Annotated in this window: 18 protein-coding genes and 1 other RNA gene; 12 read left to right on the top strand and 7 right to left on the bottom strand. The window is 58.0% G+C overall.

The window, feature by feature from the left end; translation table 11 throughout:
* Nucleotides 1-54 precede the first annotated feature (54 nt).
* The 3 genes from ACZRMH_RS16525 to zapE all read left to right on the top strand — a co-directional run bounded on the left by ACZRMH_RS16525 (nt 55) and on the right by zapE (nt 3,256).
* Nucleotides 55-690 carry an alpha/beta hydrolase gene (locus ACZRMH_RS16525; protein WP_464014329.1) on the top strand — a complete coding sequence of 212 codons (636 nt, stop codon included), beginning with the start codon at nt 55-57 and terminating at the stop codon, nt 688-690.
* 24 nt (nt 691-714) lie between these two features.
* Nucleotides 715-2,070, top strand: a complete 1,356-nt coding sequence (locus tag ACZRMH_RS16530) for a tryptophan--tRNA ligase (RefSeq protein ID WP_464014330.1) — start codon at nt 715-717, stop codon at nt 2,068-2,070.
* A gap of 91 nt (nt 2,071-2,161) precedes the next feature.
* Entirely contained in the window at nt 2,162-3,256 is a 1,095-nt protein-coding gene (gene zapE / locus ACZRMH_RS16535) for a cell division protein ZapE (protein WP_464014331.1), read from the top strand.
* A 124-nt stretch (nt 3,257-3,380) separates the two neighbouring features.
* On the opposite strand, the gene ACZRMH_RS16540 is transcribed toward zapE, so the two are convergent.
* From ACZRMH_RS16540 to ACZRMH_RS16550, 3 genes are all read right to left on the bottom strand, one after another.
* On the bottom strand, nt 3,381-4,403 hold the full coding sequence (locus ACZRMH_RS16540; protein ID WP_464014332.1) for an asparaginase: 1,023 nt from the start codon (nt 4,401-4,403) through the stop codon (nt 3,381-3,383).
* A 139-nt stretch (nt 4,404-4,542) separates the two neighbouring features.
* Nucleotides 4,543-5,478: a GlxA family transcriptional regulator gene (locus ACZRMH_RS16545; RefSeq protein ID WP_464014375.1), complete on the bottom strand. Its 936-nt coding sequence runs from the start codon at nt 5,476-5,478 to the stop codon at nt 4,543-4,545.
* Nucleotides 5,479-5,773: 295 nt separating this feature from the next.
* A complete protein-coding gene (locus tag ACZRMH_RS16550; RefSeq protein ID WP_464014333.1) occupies nt 5,774-6,814 on the bottom strand; it encodes an NADP(H)-dependent aldo-keto reductase in 1,041 nt (346 codons plus the stop codon).
* 246 nt (nt 6,815-7,060) lie between these two features.
* On the opposite strand from ACZRMH_RS16550, the gene rplM reads away from it, so the two are divergent.
* The 7 genes from rplM to ACZRMH_RS16585 all read left to right on the top strand — a co-directional run bounded on the left by rplM (nt 7,061) and on the right by ACZRMH_RS16585 (nt 11,966).
* Nucleotides 7,061-7,489 carry a 50S ribosomal protein L13 gene (gene rplM / locus ACZRMH_RS16555; RefSeq protein WP_007917032.1) on the top strand — a complete coding sequence of 143 codons (429 nt, stop codon included), beginning with the start codon at nt 7,061-7,063 and terminating at the stop codon, nt 7,487-7,489.
* 14 nt (nt 7,490-7,503) lie between these two features.
* Nucleotides 7,504-7,896 (top strand): 30S ribosomal protein S9, encoded by a 393-nt coding sequence (gene rpsI / locus ACZRMH_RS16560; protein ID WP_003216038.1) that lies wholly within the window; start codon nt 7,504-7,506, stop codon nt 7,894-7,896.
* A gap of 253 nt (nt 7,897-8,149) precedes the next feature.
* Nucleotides 8,150-8,743 (top strand): ubiquinol-cytochrome c reductase iron-sulfur subunit, encoded by a 594-nt coding sequence (gene petA, locus ACZRMH_RS16565; protein WP_464014334.1) that lies wholly within the window; start codon nt 8,150-8,152, stop codon nt 8,741-8,743.
* Nucleotides 8,743-9,954, top strand: coding sequence for a cytochrome b (locus ACZRMH_RS16570; RefSeq protein ID WP_016779512.1), 1,212 nt, complete (start codon nt 8,743-8,745; stop codon nt 9,952-9,954). Before petA ends, ACZRMH_RS16570 begins: the two co-directional genes overlap by 1 nt.
* Nucleotides 9,954-10,733, top strand: a complete 780-nt coding sequence (locus tag ACZRMH_RS16575; protein WP_019823826.1) for a cytochrome c1 — start codon at nt 9,954-9,956, stop codon at nt 10,731-10,733. Before ACZRMH_RS16570 ends, ACZRMH_RS16575 begins: the two co-directional genes overlap by 1 nt.
* 185 nt (nt 10,734-10,918) lie before the next feature.
* Entirely contained in the window at nt 10,919-11,536 is a 618-nt protein-coding gene (locus ACZRMH_RS16580) for a glutathione S-transferase N-terminal domain-containing protein (protein ID WP_464014335.1), read from the top strand.
* Between the two features lie 16 nt (nt 11,537-11,552).
* On the top strand, nt 11,553-11,966 hold the full coding sequence (locus ACZRMH_RS16585) for a ClpXP protease specificity-enhancing factor (protein WP_464014336.1): 414 nt from the start codon (nt 11,553-11,555) through the stop codon (nt 11,964-11,966).
* Nucleotides 11,967-12,021: 55 nt separating this feature from the next.
* Here ACZRMH_RS16585 and ACZRMH_RS16590 read toward each other — a convergent pair whose 3' ends face one another.
* The 4 genes from ACZRMH_RS16590 to ACZRMH_RS16605 form a co-directional block, all read right to left on the bottom strand.
* Entirely contained in the window at nt 12,022-12,603 is a 582-nt protein-coding gene (locus ACZRMH_RS16590; RefSeq protein ID WP_464014337.1) for a BON domain-containing protein, read from the bottom strand.
* Complete coding sequence (locus ACZRMH_RS16595; protein WP_016779517.1) at nt 12,600-13,193, bottom strand: phosphoheptose isomerase; 594 nt, start codon at nt 13,191-13,193, stop codon at nt 12,600-12,602. Before ACZRMH_RS16595 ends, ACZRMH_RS16590 begins: the two co-directional genes overlap by 4 nt.
* A 135-nt stretch (nt 13,194-13,328) precedes the next feature.
* On the bottom strand, nt 13,329-13,694 hold the full coding sequence (locus ACZRMH_RS16600) for a YraN family protein (protein WP_464014338.1): 366 nt from the start codon (nt 13,692-13,694) through the stop codon (nt 13,329-13,331).
* The gene (locus ACZRMH_RS16605) at nt 13,694-15,466 is read right to left on the bottom strand and encodes a penicillin-binding protein activator (protein ID WP_464014339.1); all 1,773 of its coding nucleotides are present in this window, start codon (nt 15,464-15,466) and stop codon (nt 13,694-13,696) included. The genes ACZRMH_RS16600 and ACZRMH_RS16605 overlap by 1 nt, the downstream gene beginning before the upstream one ends.
* A gap of 235 nt (nt 15,467-15,701) precedes the next feature.
* On the opposite strand from ACZRMH_RS16605, the gene rsmI reads away from it, so the two are divergent.
* Nucleotides 15,702-16,556: a 16S rRNA (cytidine(1402)-2'-O)-methyltransferase gene (rsmI, locus tag ACZRMH_RS16610; RefSeq protein ID WP_464014340.1), complete on the top strand. Its 855-nt coding sequence runs from the start codon at nt 15,702-15,704 to the stop codon at nt 16,554-16,556.
* Between the two features lie 140 nt (nt 16,557-16,696).
* Nucleotides 16,697-17,050, top strand: an RNA gene (gene rnpB, locus ACZRMH_RS16615) — RNase P RNA component class A.
* Nucleotides 17,051-17,148: the final 98 nt, after the last annotated feature.

Here is a 17,148-nt window from a genome sequence, read left to right on the forward strand (position 1 = left end):
ACAGGATCTATCAGCTAGACGAGTCGACCCAATCCGAGGTCACGGAGTTCCCTCTTGCTTACCCGCGAAACCCCCGTAGTTATTGATGGCCCGGTCGGCCAACTGGAAGCCTTGTACCTTGATTCTGTTGAGCCAAAGGGCCTTGCGCTGCTGTGCCACCCCAATCCGGTGCAGGGCGGCACCATGATGAATAAAGTGGTTTCTACCCTGCAACGCACTGCCCGCGATGCTGGCCTGATCACTTTGCGATTTAATTACCGTGGCACTGGCGCCAGTGAAGGCAGTCACGATATGGGTACCGGTGAGGTGGACGATGCTTTGGCCGCAGCTCGCTGGTTGCGTGCCAGGCATCCTGACTTGCCGATCACTTTGCTCGGTTTTTCGTTTGGTGGTTTTGTTGCCGCCAGCCTGGGTGGCCGGCTTGAAGCCCAAGGCGAGAAGCTTGAGCACGTGTTTATGATCGCCCCTGCGGTGATGCGTTTGCGTGATGAAGATGCCTTGCCCCACAACTGCCCGCTGACGATTATCCAGCCTGAAACCGACGAAGTGATCGACCCGCAGCTGGTCTATAACTGGTCAAACGACCTGTCACGCCCCCATGAGCTGCTGAAAGTGGCAGAATGCGGACACTTTTTTCACGGCAAGCTGCCCGAGCTCAAAGAGTTGGTAGCGCCACGCCTTTCGAATTGATTGCAGCCTGATAAGCGATTACCCATGACCTCTCGTACTCGTATCCTCACCGGCATCACCACCACCGGTACGCCGCACCTGGGCAACTACGCCGGGGCCATCCGCCCTGCGATCGTGGCCAGCCGCGACCCGAATGCCGACTCGTTCTACTTTCTGGCCGACTACCACGCCCTGATCAAATGCGATGACCCGCTGCGCATTCAGCGCTCGCGTCAGGAAATCGCTGCGACCTGGCTGGCCGCCGGTCTTGATGTCGAGCGTGTGACCTTCTATCGCCAGTCCGATATCCCGGAAATCCCGGAGCTGACCTGGCTGCTGACCTGCGTGGCGGCCAAGGGCCTGCTTAACCGCGCCCACGCCTACAAAGCCTCGGTCGACAAAAACCTGGAAAGCGGCGAAGACCCGGATGCGGGCATCACCATGGGCTTGTACAGCTACCCGGTGCTGATGGCGGCGGACATCCTGATGTTCAACGCCAACAAGGTGCCGGTCGGTCGCGACCAGATCCAGCACGTGGAAATGGCCCGTGATATCGGCCAGCGCTTTAACCACCTGTTCGGCAATGGCAAAGAGTTTTTCGCCATGCCTGAAGCGCTGATCGAAGAAAGCGTGGCCACCTTGCCAGGCCTTGATGGCCGCAAGATGTCCAAAAGCTATGACAACACCATTCCGTTGTTCAGCAGCGCCAAGGACATGAAAAGCGCCATTTCGCGCATCGTCACCGACTCCCGCGCGCCGGGCGAAGCGAAAGATCCGGACAACTCGCACCTGTTCACCCTGTACAAGGCATTCTCCACCCCTGAGCAGTCGGCTGAGTTCCACAGCGAGCTGTTGCAGGGCCTGGGCTGGGGCGAGGCGAAAGAGCGCCTGTTCAAGCTGCTGGATGCCGAGCTGGGCGAATCCCGCGAGCGTTATCACGATTTGATGTCGCGCCCTGACGATATGGAAGACATCCTGCTGGCAGGCGCACAAAAAGCCCGCAAGATCGCGGCGCCTTTCCTTACCGAACTGCGTGAAGCGGTTGGCCTACGCTCGTTTGTCAGCGCCGCGCAAACCACTGCTGCGAGCAAAAAGAAAACCGCCAAGGGCCCGCGCTTTGTCAGCTTCCGTGATGAAGACGGCAGCTTCCGTTTCCGTCTGCTGGCCGCTGATGGCGAGCAATTGCTACTGTCACGCAACTTTGCCGACGGCAAAACCGCCGGCCAGGTGAGCAAGCAGCTGCAATCGGGTGAGCCTCTGGATGTGCGCAGTGACGCGTTGAGCTTTAGCATCTGGCTGGGCGACAGCTGTGTGGCCGACAGCCCGGCGTTTGCCGATGCTGCTGCCCGTGATGAGGCAATCGAAGCGCTGCGCCTTGCACTGGTGCCCGCTCAAGACTGAGAAAGTGCGACGTTTCGTCTCAGGTTTGATTGCCATTCCCCAGGGCCGTCGCTACAGTGTCGGCCCGTTTTTGTTGCCTTGCTAACGAATTATGACGCCTCTAGAACGATATCAAGTTGATCTGAAACGCCCGGACTTCTTCCACGATGCCGCCCAGGAAAACGCTGTGCGTCACCTGCAGCGTCTGTACGACGACCTGGTTGCCTCCTCACAGAGCAAGCCGGGTGTGTTCGCCAAGCTGTTTGGCAAAAAGGAGCTGACGCCGGTCAAGGGCCTCTACTTCTGGGGTGGCGTAGGCCGGGGCAAGACTTATCTGGTCGATACCTTCTTTGATGCGTTGCCGTTCAAGCAGAAGATGCGCACTCACTTCCACCGCTTTATGAAGCGCGTGCATGAAGAGATGCGTACCCTCAATGGCGAGAAAAACCCGCTGACCATCATCGCCCGGCGATTCGCCGATGAGGCGCGGGTGATCTGTTTTGACGAATTCTTTGTGTCGGACATTACCGATGCCATGATTCTCGGCACCCTGATGGAAGAGCTGTTCAAGAACGGTGTAACCCTGGTTGCGACCTCGAACATCGTCCCTGACGGTCTGTACAAGGATGGCCTGCAGCGTGCGCGCTTCTTGCCGGCCATTGCCCTGATCAAGCAGAACACCGAGATCGTCAACGTCGACAGCGGCGTCGACTATCGTTTGCGTCACCTTGAACAGGCGGAGTTGTTCCACTTCCCGCTTAACGAAGAATCCGAGAAGAGCCTGCGCGAGAGTTTTAAAGCGCTGACGCACAACTCTACCCGGGCGATTGAAAATGATGACCTGATCATTGAAAACCGCACCATTCGCGCCCTGCGCACCTGCGATGACGTGGCCTGGTTCGACTTCCGTGAACTGTGTGACGGCCCGCGCAGCCAGAACGACTACATCGAGCTTGGCAAGATTTTCAACGCTGTGATCCTCAGCGGTGTGGAGCAGATGGAAGTCAAAACCGACGACATCGCCCGACGTTTTATCAACATGGTCGACGAATTCTATGATCGTAACGTCAAGCTGATCATCTCGGCCGAGGTTGAGCTCAAGGATCTGTACACCGGCGGACGCCTGAACTTCGAGTTCCAGCGTACCCTAAGCCGCTTGCTGGAAATGCAATCCCACGAATACCTGACCCGGGCGCATAAGCCTTAGCCAGGAAATTTTAAACAGCTGTGGGAGTCTGGCTTGCCAGCGCTACGGGTGGCGCGGTTTTGCTGTTGGATCGCGCTCATCCAATCGCGAGCAAGCCCGCTCCCACAGGGATGTTGCAGCTTTTTCAGCTTTCACCCGCCTTGAAGCCCAGTCGCTGCAGATGCTTGCCGACGTCGCGGCCCAACCCGCAACCGATCAGCAGCCATATCAGGATCCGTGCCTTGTATGGGCAGAGGAATCCGCACATCACCGCGCCGCGGTCTATCAGGTCAATTTCGCTGCCGAGAAACCCGTAAGAACCCTCGGCAGTCGAGCCAGAGCCGGTTCGGGTAGCGATCAAAACCGGAATTTCCGTGGTGATCTGGTCAATCAGGTCGGCCCACTCAACACTGACATGACCAACCCCGAATGCACTGACCACCACCGCGTCATAGCCCAGGGCAAGTACATGCTCAAGCATCGCTGTATCGGCAGATAGCATGGCTGGCAACAGTGCGACCTTGTGATGGGTGGCGCGGGGCAGGGGCAATACAGTGCGTACAGGCGCCTTGCGCAGGTAGCAGACACGGCTCTCGACCATCAGCCCGAGGGGGCCGAACAGCGGTGATTCAAAGGCCTCCAGGGCCATTGAAGAGTTCTTGCGCACATGCAGGGCCTGATGGATCTGACCGTTCATGACCACCAGCACGCCGCGTTTGCGGCTCTGGGGAGCGAGCGCAACCCTAGAGGCATCTGTCAGGTTGGCGGGGCCGTCAGGGCTGGGCAGGTCGCTGGAGCGCATGGCTCCGGTCAAAATCAACGGTATGTCCTCATTCCAGAGCAGATCAAGGAAAAATGCGCTTTCTGTCAGTGTGTCCGTGCCCTGGGTGATAACGACACCCTGTACTCCCAGCCTCACTTGCTCCCGGGCCCAGAGCAGCACTTCGAGCAAGACGTTGAAGTCCAGGGATGCGCTGGGGATCAGGCACAGGGTCTCTATGTGCACATCCAACCCTTCGTGAAATTGCGCAATGGCATCAAGCAGTGCTTCGCCCGTGGCCGCCGCAGAGGCGCCAGCATCTGGCTGGGCCTTGCGAATGCACACGGTGCCACCGAGGGCGCCGATGGCGAGTATGGGCAGGGTGGTGTGGTTGATTTTTTTTTGCATGCTGCGTACCTCCGCCGGGGAGCAGGGAAAGCCTCTTCTTGTTATTGGCCCCTTGTTAAGGGCGCTTGTTATCAGAGGCTTTTCGAGCGGGCGCAGATATCAGATCGTTCTCTTTGGTGTGTAGGCAGTCGCTTGGGTTTTAAGCGACCTGGCTTACGCCAGCCTGCAGGAACTGTTGTCGATACTGGTTGGGTGACAGCTCGGTGTGCTGGCGAAACAGTCGTGCAAAGAAGCTCGCGTCGTCATAACCCACGTCGTAGCTAATGGTCTTGATGCTCTTGCGCGAGGCCGAGAGCAGGCCCTTGGCGGTTTCTATGCGCAGGCGTTGCAGGTAGTGCAAGGGTTTGTCGCCTGTGGCCATCTGAAAGCGGCGCATAAAGTTACGGATGCTCATGCCGTGTTCGCGGGCGACGTCTTCGAAGCGGAACTTGTCGGCGAAGTGCTCTTCGAGCCAGCGCTGGATTTGCAGGATGATCACGTCCTGGTGCAGCTTCTGACCGCCAAAGCCGATACGCCCCGGGGTGTAGTTGCGCTGCACTTCGTAAAGGATGTCGCGGGCTACGGCCTGGGCGATATTGGCGCCGCAGAATCGCTCGATCATGTAGATATAAAGGTCGCAGGCAGAGGTGGGGCCCCCGGCGCAATACAGGTTGTCAGCGTCGGTGAGGTGCTTGTCCTGGTTGAGGTTGACCTGAGGGTAGCGGCGGGCGAACGTGTCGAAAAAACGCCAGTAGGTGGTTGCTTCTTTGCCGTCGAGCAGGCCGGCTTCGGCGAGCCAGAATACGCCGGTGGCTTCTGCGCAGAGAACTGCACCGCGAGCATGTTGTTCGCGCAGCCAGGGCAGCACTTGCGGGTAGCGCTGGCAGAGGGTGTCGAAATCGTCGCCAAAAGCCGGGAGGATGATGATGTCAGTGTCCTCCAGGCCGCCGTCCACGGGGAGCATCACATTACTGAAGCTGTTGGCCGGTTTGCCGTCGGGGCTCACCAGGCGTGTCTCGAAGGTGGGAGTCAGGCCTTGGCCCAATTGCTTGCCATGACGCAGGCTGGCGAGGTGAAAGAAGTCCTTGGCATGCATCAGGGTCGAGGCGAAAACCCGATCGATGGCCAAAATGCTGACGCGCCGCAGCGGCGTCGAGAGTTGAGTAGACATAGACATATTTTGATTATTCTTATAGGTGAAATTGGTCAACTTACGGCTGGATCGTCTTATCTTTTTCCCTGTGTGTCTAGGGGGAAGGGTGTTTGCACTCACTTCTAAGTCTGTGGGAGCGGGCTTGCTCGCGATGGGATCTGCGCAGTTTGCCTGGCAGGCCGCGTTGCCTGAATCGCGAGCAAGCCCGCTCCCACATGGGGCGGGCGATGGCGGGAGGTCAAGGCGCCGGGTTGGGCTGCTCCTTGTGAATCGCTTCTATGCCTGCCAGCACTTCATCCGACAATTTCAGGTCGTGGCTGGCGATATTGCTTCGCAATTGCTCCATGGTCGTTGCGCCAATGATATTGCTGGTGACGAAGGGTTGGCGGGTAACGTAGGCCAGGGCCATTTGCGCCGGGTCCAGGCCATGTTCACGGGCCAGTGCCACGTAACGCTCGCTGGCAGCCACGGCCTGCGGGTTGGAATAGCGCGAGAAGCGGCTGTAGAGGGTCAAGCGGCCCTTTGCTGGCTGTGCGCCGCCACTGTACTTGCCTGAGAGCATGCCGAACGCCAGGGGCGAGTAGGCGAGCAGGCCGCACTGTTCGCGAATGGCGATTTCCGCCAGACCCACTTCGAAGCTGCGGTTGAGCAGGCTGTAGGGGTTCTGGATCGACACTGCACGGGGCCAGCCGCGGCTTTCAGCCAGTTGCAGGAACTTCATGGTGGCCCACGGTGTTTCGTTGGACAGGCCGATATGACGGATCTTGCCGGCCTTTACCTGCTCATCCAGTGCTTCGAGGGTGTCTTCCAGCGGGGTGAAGTCTTCGTCGGCATTGTGTTTGTAGCCAAGCTGGCCGAAGAAGTTGGTGCTGCGCTCGGGCCAGTGCAACTGATAGAGGTCGATCCAGTCGGTTTGCAGGCGCTTGAGGCTGGCGTCCAGGGCTTGCACGATATGAGTGCGGTTGTGCTTGAGGTGGCCATCGCGGATGTAGTCGATGCCGTTGCCGGGGCCGGCGATCTTGCTTGCCAGCACCCAGTCGGCGCGATCATCGCGTTCCTTGAACCAGTTACCGATGTAACGCTCGGTGGTGGCGTAGGTGTCGGCCTTGGGCGGCACCGGGTACATTTCGGCGGTGTCGATAAAATTGATGCCGGCATTTTTCGCGTATTCGATCTGCTCAAAGGCTTCGGCCTGGGTGTTCTGCTCGCCCCAGGTCATGGTCCCGAGGGCGATTGCGCTTACTTTCAGATCAGTCCGGCCCAGCTTGCGGTAGTCCATCGAGTGCTCCTTCGGGTAAACAAACATAAAAGCAGGTTGTAATTTTTTGCGCAATCTGGATAATTGCCCACCTCTTTCTGCAGTGGAAGTGATGCGCCGCCTGCCGAAGAATCTTGCCGTTGAACGGACGCGCTGACCCGAGCCCCCGATAGCGTCTGTATCCGGCTGCCTTTGACTTGTCAAAGTACGCACTATTCAGTAAGATCCGCCGTCTAATTTACAGGGCGGCCCCTGAGGCTATAAAGAATGAAAACTTTTACTGCTAAACCAGAAACAGTAAAGCGCGACTGGTTTGTCGTCGACGCTGCTGGTCAGACCCTGGGTCGTCTGGCCACCGAGATCGCGAGCCGTCTGCGTGGCAAGCACAAGCCGGAATACACTCCGCACGTTGACACCGGTGACTACATCGTTGTTATCAACGCTGAGCAAATCCGTGTTACTGGTGCTAAAACCACTGACAAGATGTACTACTCTCACTCCGGTTTCCCGGGCGGGATTAAGTCGATCAACTTCGAAAAGCTGATCGCCAAAGCTCCTGAGCGCGTGATCGAGACCGCGGTTAAAGGCATGCTGCCTAAAAACCCACTGGGTCGCGACATGTACCGTAAGCTGAAAGTCTATGCGGGCGCTGCTCACCCTCATACTGCTCAGCAGCCCCAAGAACTGAAGTTTTAACGGAATAGTTCATTATGTCGGCGACTCAAAACTACGGCACTGGCCGTCGTAAAACCGCAACCGCTCGCGTTTTCCTGCGTCCGGGTACCGGTAACATCTCGATCAACAACCGCACTCTGGAGAATTTCTTCGGTCGCGAAACTGCCCGTATGGTAGTTCGTCAGCCGTTGGAACTGACTGAGACTGTCGAGAAATTCGACATCTACGTCACCGTGATCGGTGGTGGTGTAAGTGGTCAAGCTGGCGCAATCCGCCACGGTATCACTCGTGCACTGATGCAGTATGACGAAACCCTGCGTGGCGCTCTGCGCAAAGCTGGCTTCGTTACTCGCGATGCTCGTGAAGTTGAACGTAAGAAAGTCGGTCTGCGTAAAGCGCGTAAGCGTCCGCAGTACTCGAAGCGTTAATTCGCAGCTTCGTTCAAAAAAGCCCAGTCTCCTTCGGAGCTGGGCTTTTTTTATGGGTGATGATTTGTTGGTGTGACAACTTGCCACAGCCAGCAAACGCCTATACTACAAGGCTTGTAGCCGCCCCAGAGCGGTAATTACCTTGTAAGACTAGGGGCTTTTCATTACCATTCTGCAAAATTTTTATAAGTTCAGATGCAAATTTAGTAGATGCCTGATTTAACAGGCCACAAAGCTGATGGGAGAGGACTGAATGAGCAATGACGGCGTAAATGTCGGCCGGCGTCGCTTCCTCGTAGCAGCCACATCCGTGGTGGGTGCTGCAGGAGCGGTGGGGGCGGCGGTCCCGTTCGTGGGGTCGTGGTTTCCCAGTGCCAAGGCGAAAGCCGCTGGCGCACCGGTGAAAGTGAATATTGCAAAGGTCGAGCCAGGTCAGCAAATGATTGCTGAATGGCGCGGTCAGCCGGTATTCATCGTACGTCGCACCGAGGAAATCCTGGCAAATCTGAAGAAGATTGAAGGGCAGCTCGCTGACCCGGATTCCAAGCAATCTGATCAGCCTGCTTATGTAAATCCGGAGTTGCGATCGATCAAACCAGAGATTCTGTTGTTGATCGGTATCTGCACCCACTTGGGTTGCTCGCCTACGTTCCGCCCTGAGGTCGCGCCTGTTGACCTTGGCAAGGATTGGGTCGGTGGCTATTTCTGCCCTTGTCATGGTTCGCACTATGATCTGGCCGGCCGCGTTTACAAGTCGCAGCCAGCCCCGCTGAACCTGCCAGTACCGCCCTACTATTATGAGACGGACAGCATTGTTGTCGTTGGCCTCGATGGGGAGAACGCGTAATGAGCAAGTTCATGGATTGGGTAGATGCCCGCTTCCCCGCCACTAAAATGTGGGAAGACCATCTCAGCAAGTACTACGCCCCGAAGAACTTCAACTTCTTCTATTTCTTTGGCTCCCTCGCATTGCTCGTTCTGGTCAACCAGATCGTTACCGGTGTGTGGCTGACCATGAGTTACACGCCGTCGGCAGAAGAAGCCTTTGCTTCTGTCGAATACATCATGCGTGACGTCGAATACGGTTCTATTTTGCGTTTGCTGCACTCTACTGGTGCGTCGGCGTTCTTTATTGTCGTGTATCTGCACATGTTCCGTGGCCTGCTCTACGGCTCGTACCAGAAGCCTCGCGAGCTGGTCTGGCTGTTCGGCATGATGATTTATCTGGCCCTGATGGCTGAAGCCTTTATGGGCTACCTGCTGCCTTGGGGGCAAATGTCCTACTGGGGCGCCCAGGTGATCATCTCGCTGTTCGGTGCGATTCCGGTTATCGGCAACGACCTGACGCAGTGGATCCGTGGTGACTACCTGATCTCCGGGATTACCCTGAACCGCTTCTTCGCCCTGCACGTGGTGGCCTTGCCTATCGTGATCCTGGGTCTGGTGGTGCTGCACATTCTGGCGTTGCACGAAGTCGGGTCGAACAACCCGGATGGCGTGGACATCAAGAAACACAAAGACGAAAACGGCATACCGCTGGATGGCATTCCTTTCCATCCGTACTACACCGTGAAAGACATTGTCGGCGTTGTGGTGTTCCTGTTTATCTTCTGTTCTATTGTGTTCTTCTTCCCGGAAATGGGTGGTTATTTCCTGGAAAAACCGAACTTTGAACAGGCTAACGCCTTTAAAACGCCGGAGCATATTGCCCCTGTCTGGTACTTCACACCGTTCTACGCGATCCTGCGGGCCATCCCGGACAAGCTGCTCGGCGTAATTGCCATGGGCGCGGCGATTGCTGTGCTGTTCGTGTTGCCGTGGCTTGATCGCAGCCCGGTCAAATCCATGCGCTACAAGGGCTGGATGAGCAAGGTATGGCTTTGGGTGTTCTGCATCTCCTTCGTGATCCTGGGCGTATTGGGCGTATTGGCGCCAACCCCGGGCCGCACGCTGCTGTCGCAGGTGTGTACGTTCCTGTACTTCGCCTACTTCATTCTGATGCCGTTCTACACCAGGCTTGAGAAGACCAAACCGGTTCCGGAAAGGGTGACTGGCTGATGAAAAAGCTATTTGCTGTATTGATGCTCGCGGTAATGCCTGTGTTCTCCTTTGCGGCAGAACAAGGTGTGCAGCTCGACAAGGTCGACATCGATGTTTCTGACAAGGCTGCCATGCAGGACGGCGCACGTACGTTCGCCAACTATTGCATGGGCTGTCACAGTGCCAAGTTCCAGCGTTACGAGCGCGTAGCGGACGACCTGGGCATCCCCCACGACGTCATGCTCGATAACCTGGTGTTCACCGGTGCCAAAATTGGCGACCACATGAACATCGGCATGCAGCCTGCTGACGCCAAGGCCTGGTTCGGTGCTGCACCGCCAGACCTGACCCTGGTAGCCCGTGTTCGTGGCACAGACTGGTTGTACAGCTACTTGCGCGCCTTCTACGAAGACCCGTCGCGCCCTTGGGGTGTGAACAACAAGGTGTTCCCGAACGTGGGCATGCCTAACGTGCTGGCGCCGCTGCAAGGTCGTCAGGTTGTCGGTTGCAAGCAAGTACAGATCGTCGAAGACGGCAAGAAGCAGTATGATCCGCTCACCGGCACACCTTTGACCCATGAAGCGTGCGACCAGCTGACAGTGCTGCCAAAAACCGGCGCACTGACTGAAGAGCAGTTCGATGAGAAGATCAAGAACCTTGTGACCTTCCTGGCCTACTCGGCCAACCCGGTGAAGCTGGAGCATCAGCGCATCGGTACTTACGTGCTGATCTACCTGGCCTTCCTTTTTGTATTCGCTTATCTGCTCAAGCGCGAATACTGGAAAGATGTGCACTGATATAGTTACACGCAATGCTGTTAATCGTGCGCGCCCGAGGGTGTCTCTGAAAAGGTAACAGTGCAGTACGGGTGGCAGGCAGGGTCAATGACCTTGCCTGTCACCCGTACTGCGGTTATCAGAGGCTTCCTTGGGCGCGTTCGTTTTTCCGCTCCCGATAATTTCAACAAGCGAGGAGGACCGCCATGGGCGTGACCAATCGGTTGGCCTGTTACTCCGACCCCGCCGACCACTATTCCCACCGAGTACGCATTGTGCTCGCAGAGAAAGGTGTCAGCGCCGAGATCATCAGTGTGGAGGCGGGCCGTCAGCCGCCGAAGCTGATCGAAGTGAACCCCTACGCCAGCCTTCCAACCCTGGTCGATCGTGACCTGGCGTTGTGGGAGTCGACCGTGGTGATGGAATATCTGGATGAGCGTTATCCGCATCCGCCGCTGCTGCCGGTGTATCCGGTGGCACGGGCCAACAGCCGCCTGCTGATCCATCGCATTCAGCGCGACTGGTGCGCTCTGGTCGACTTGATCCTCGATTCGAAGACCAAGGAGCCGGCGCGGGTACAGGCCCGCAAAGAGTTGCGCGAGAGCCTGACGGGTGTGTCTGCATTATTTGCCGACAAACCTTTTTTCCTCAGCGATGATCAAAGTCTGGTCGACTGCTGCCTGTTGCCGATACTCTGGCGCTTGCCTGTTTTGGGTATTGAATTGCCGCGGCCAGCCAAGCCGTTGCTCGACTATATGGAGCGCCAATTTGCGCGTGAGGCTTTCCAGGCGAGTCTGTCTGGTGTCGAACGCGACATGCGCTAAGGCTTAGGAGCCCTCGATGAATTCAAGTCGACCTTATCTGGTGCGTGCGCTCTACGAGTGGATCGTTGATAACGACTGCACTCCGCACATGCTGGTTAACTCTGACTACCCGAAGGTACAAGTGCCTGCGGGTTTTGCCAGTGACGGGCAGATTGTCCTGAATGTTTCGCCAACCGCCGTGCGTCAATTGCACATGGACAACGAAGCAGTAAGCTTTGAAGGGCGTTTTGGTGGTGTGCCACACACCTTGTACGTGCCTATTGCCGCGATTATGGGTGTTTACGCCCGTGAGAACGGCCAGGGCATGGTGTTCGACCTGGAAGAGCCTCTTGAGGTTGATGACGAGGTTGGGCCGGATGACGATGGCCCGCCACCAGGCACCGAGCCGCCGCGTCCTTCGGGCCGGCCAAGCCTGAAAGTGGTGAAGTAATAAAAAAGGCGACCTGAGAAGGTCGCCTTTTTTTGTGTCTGGCAGTCGGCAGCTGTCAGTCGATGTACTCGAACAGTTTGACGATTTTCTGCACCCCGGAAACACCCTGCACCAGGCTGGTGGCGCGAGCCGCTTCCTGCTTGGTGACCAGGCCGAGCATATAGACGATGCCGTTCTCGGTAACGATTTTGATCCGCGAGCCGGGAATGGCGTTGTCGGTCAGCATCTGGGTCTTGATCTTGGTGGTCAGCCAGGCGTCGTTGTTGCGCGCCAGGATCGATGACGGGGCCATGACCTGCAGTTCGTTGTTGACCTTCTTCACTCGTTGTACGGCAGCAGCAGCCTGTTCGGCTTGGGCCTTGAGGTCGGCGCGCGGAGTTTGGCCTGCCAGCAGCACGATGCCGTTATAGCTGGTGACCACGATATGCGAACCGGTGTCCAGGTCCGGGTTGGCCTTGGCTACGTTTACGGCGACCTTGGTTTCGATCAGGGAGTCGTCGATCTTGCTGCCGAAGGTGCGGGTGCCGCGGTCATCTTCAATAGGCTTGTCGCGGGTGGCGGTCAGTACCGAGCTGCAACCGGCGGTCAGGCCCAGACACAGGGTCAGGGCTACCAGGCCAAGGCGTTTAAAAGTCATTCTTCACTCCCGAACAGTTGGCTGTCGATCAGATCGCACAAGCAGTGGATCGCCAGCAGGTGGACTTCTTGAATACGTGCAGTGACATTGGACGGGACGCGGATTTCCACGTCCTCAGGCAACAGCAGTGAGGCCATGCCGCCGCCATCGCGGCCCGTCATGGCGACCACGATCATCTCGCGATCGTGGGCGGCCTGGATGGCCTGGATGATATTGGCCGAGTTGCCGCTGGTGGAAATCGCCAGCAACACGTCGCCGGGCTGGCCCAGTGCGCGGATCTGCTTGGAGAAGATCTCGTTGAAGCTGTAGTCGTTGGCGATCGAGGTGATCGTCGAGGTGTCGGTGGTCAGCGCAATGGCAGGCAGGCTCGGACGCTCGCGCTCAAAGCGGTTGAGCAGCTCGGATGAAAAGTGCTGGGCGTCACCTGCCGACCCGCCATTGCCGCACGAAAGCATCTTGCCCTCATTGAGCAGGGCGTTGACCATCACCTGGCTGGCTTGCTCGATGTGGGGGGCAAGCACTTCCATTGCCTGCTGCTTGGTGTCGATGCTGGCTTGGAAAAGCTGGCGAATCCGGGATTGCATGTCCATCTATGTGACCTTAAGTAGGGCGGCTGGTCGGGCGTGATCCAGGTGTTCCTGGGTGACTTCCCGGCACAAAAATGTGCAGCCCGCAAAGCAAAGCAAAATCGTTTAAAAAAGGTTGCTGGAGTCGGCCTGGCAGCACTAGTGGCTGTCAAAGGCATTCCGTAGCCAGTTCAATTGGGGTGTTGCGCTGTCCATGGTCACCACATCGAAGCGGCACGGGTGGTTGGCCCAGCGCGCCTGGCGTTGCAGAAAGTACTGAGCAGCAAGGATCAGCTTTTGACGCTTGCGGGCGTCGATGCTGGCCAGTGCGCCACCCCATTGCGCGTGTTGTCGGTAACGAACTTCGACGAATACTACTGTATCGCCGTCAAGCATGACCAGATCCAGCTCGCCACGCTTGCATGACCAGTTCTGCGCCAGCAGGCGCAAGCCCTGTTGCTCAAGATGCCGCAGCGCCAGGCGCTCGGCATCCTTGCCAGTTTGCTGGCTTGAGCGTTCGGCCATCAGTTGGCGGTAGCCGGCAGACGTTGTGGTTGGCCATTGCTGAACTCGGCCCACTGCAGCTGACGTTCTACACGTTGCGCCGGGTTCATGCTCAGGCTGCCGGACAAACCGTCGATCCGGCTGTCGGGCAGTGCCTTGAGCTGGCCCAGGCTCGGTGCCAGGCGATAGGCGTCAATACCCATGGCGTAGAGGCGGCCCAGGCTGCCACCGGCTTGTGGCCATTGTGCGGTCACTTGCTGGCGCAGCGGGTTGTTCGGGTCCAGCAACCAGGGTGTTTCACAAAAACGGATGCCGTTCATGTCGTTGTACTGGTTCTGGTCGCCATTGGCGCTGAATACGTGGGAGGTCGCGTAAACCGGAACATCGCCTGCGTACTGATAGTTCAGGGTCGGCTTGATCTGCTGGGCCTGCTGCGGGGTGGCAGCCAGGAAGATGAATTCCATGTCCTGGCGGCGAGTCGGCTGGGCTGAGCCGCCGCCTTTGCGCAATTGCACCAGGTCGGCCACTTGCTGGGCCAGGGCCACTGGCTTGTCGATATGTTCAACGCCCACGATGGTGCCGCCATGGGCTTCCCATTCCTGCTGGAATGCCTTGAGCACGCGATTACCCCATTCGCCGACCGGCACCATGGCGCCAGCGCGGGTCAGGCCGTCGGCCCGGGCGCGGCGCGCCACTTCGCGGGCTTCATCTTCAGCAGCGAGGCCAAACTGGAACAGTTGTGCCGGGGCTTGTGTACCCTCGCTGTAGTTCAGGGCCAGGGTGGTGATCGGCAGCTGCGGGCGAGCGCTGAGTTGCGTGACCAGGTTTTTTTCCAGCGGGCCAACCACCAGTTGCACGCCGTCGGCCTGTGCCTGGCGATAGAAGTCGTCCAGCGAGGTCAGGCGTGAACTGTCATAAAACTGGATGCTCGGCGGATTTTGTCCGGCTTGCTGGGCCTGGTAGTGCGCGGCCATAAAGCCGTCACTCAGGGCTTTGCTCACCGAGGCCAGTTGACCGTTTTGCGGCAGCAGCAAGGCGATCTTGGTCAGGGGTTGGCTAGCCAGTTCCTTGAGCTTGACCAGCGGTGCGGGCAGCTGGATCGCGGCCGGGTGGGCCGGGTTTTGTGCGCGCCATTGATCAATGGCGTTCTGCTGGTCCTGCAAGGTGCCTGCGCTTTTCACGGTCAGGGCCAGGGACAACCAGCCGCCGAGCACATCATTGCTCTGGCTGCGCAGTTGCTCGACCGGCAAGGCAGCAACCAGGGACCAAATAGCTTCGTTGTTGCTGTTGGCGGCGTCACCGGTCAGGAGCGGGCTCATGGCTGCGCGTTCGCGTGCGGCTGCCAGGGTCTGGCCGTCGGCTTCGAAGGCACGGGCATGCACGGTGCGGGTGCGCACTTGCAGATCCGCCGGCAGTTCGCCCAGCACTGACAGGCTTGGATGGCTCAGGGCGGCCACTGCGGCTTTAGGATCGTTGCGGCTCATTGCCAGTTCGGCTGCCAGGGTATTGGCAAACACCTGCTGGGCAGGCTTGAGCTGATCCATTGGCACCAGGGCCAGGATTTGCGCCGCGCGTGCAGTGTTCTGCTGGCGCATGGCAAGGTCGGCAGCCGACAGGCGCAGCAGGGCGGCCTTTTCCGGGTTGCTGCTCTCGGAAGCCTGCTGGAGCAATTGCTCAAGGCTGGCATCCGGGGTCCGTGGAAGTTCGCCAAGGCTGGACGAGGGCGAGCTGGCGCAAGCCGCCAACAGGGCAGCGAGGCAGAGGGCAGTGAACAGCCGCAGGCAAGCGATCATGTCGTGTTCCTGATACTCGATCAAATGAGTGGGGAAGTGTACCCAAGCACTGGCCGGGGCGCGATGTTAGCGGCAATAAAGCCTGAATTTAGATGCGTTCTGTACGTTGTCGCAGTAAAAGTTTCCCCGTCTGGCGATTTGAGGCCTGCAGGGTGGGTGCTTTCGCAAGGGCTCTACGCGCTACAATGGCGCCTTTAACTCTTATGAGGTGTGCGTTTTGACTGCTCCAGGTGATATGAATTCCGTTCTTGGCTCACTTTATGTGGTGGCCACGCCCATCGGTAACCTGGACGACATCAGTGCGCGTGCGCTTAAGGTATTGCGCGATGTGTCGCTGATTGCGGCCGAAGACACGCGCCACTCCCTGCGTTTGTTGCAGCATTTTGGTATTTCCACGCCGTTGGGCGCCTGTCACGAGCATAACGAGCGTGATGAGGGCAGCCGTTTTATCCAGCGTTTGCTGGCGGGTGAAGATGTTGCGCTGATCTCCGATGCCGGTACACCGCTGATTTCTGACCCGGGCTATCACCTGGTGCGTCAGGCGCGAGCAGCCGGGGTCAAGGTCGTGCCGGTGCCGGGGGCCTGTGCCTTGATTGCGGCCCTGTCTGCTGCGGGCTTGCCTTCTGATCGCTTTATCTTTGAAGGCTTTCTGCCTGCCAAGGCGGTAGGGCGTCGCTCGCGCCTGGAATTATTGAAGGAAGAGCCGCGCACGCTGATCTTCTACGAAGCACCGCACCGCATTCTAGAGTGCCTGCAGGACCTTGAGCTGGTTTTCGGCCCGGAGCGCCCGGCATTGCTGGCCCGCGAGCTGACCAAGACCTTTGAAACCCTCAAAGGGCTGCCCCTGTCCGAGTTGCGCGCCTTTGTTGAAGGCGACAGCAATCAGCAGCGCGGCGAGTGTGTTGTGCTGGTGGCAGGTTGGACCGCGCCAGAAACCGATGAAGTGGTCAGCAGTGAGGCCATGCGCATTCTCGACTTGCTGCTTAAAGAGATGCCACTCAAGCGCGCAGCAGCACTTGCTGCTGAAATTACCGGCGAACGCAAGAATGTGCTGTATCAAGTTGCGCTGGAAAAGCAAAAAGTTGAGTGATGCTTGTTGTTGGGTGATGTCATTTTGATATTGATGTCGGTTTGAACCTGTGGCTAAAGGCCGCAAGTGCGCTAGATGAAGCGACCTTCCGGCTTTTAACGCTTGTTCTATAGGCTCTGTACAGTTAATCTTCGCGCCGGAGAGTCGATTGGACAGTCGCTGCCCTCTATGAAAATTAGGGGGGGGAGGAAAGTCCGGGCTCCATAGGGCGAAGTGCCAGGTAATGCCTGGGAGGCGTGAGCCTACGGAAAGTGCCACAGAAAATAACCGCCTAAGTGCTTCGGCACCGGTAAGGGTGAAAAGGTGCGGTAAGAGCGCACCGCACGACTGGCAACAGTTCGTGGCTAGGTAAACCCCACTTGGAGCAAGACCAAATAGGGTCCCAAGGCGTGGCCCGCGCTGGGACCGGGTAGGTTGCTAAAGATGTCCAGTGATGGCCATCGTAGACGAATGACTGTTCACGACAGAACCCGGCTTACAGATCGACTCTCCACCTTTTTCTCTTCTGCTTGCCCTGCAAGCAGAATGCTCTTCAAGACAGCGCTTAATCCCCCGCCACAACTTGCAAGAATAATTCCCGACGGAATGCCGA

The organism is Pseudomonas sp. B414 (assembly GCF_055408445.1).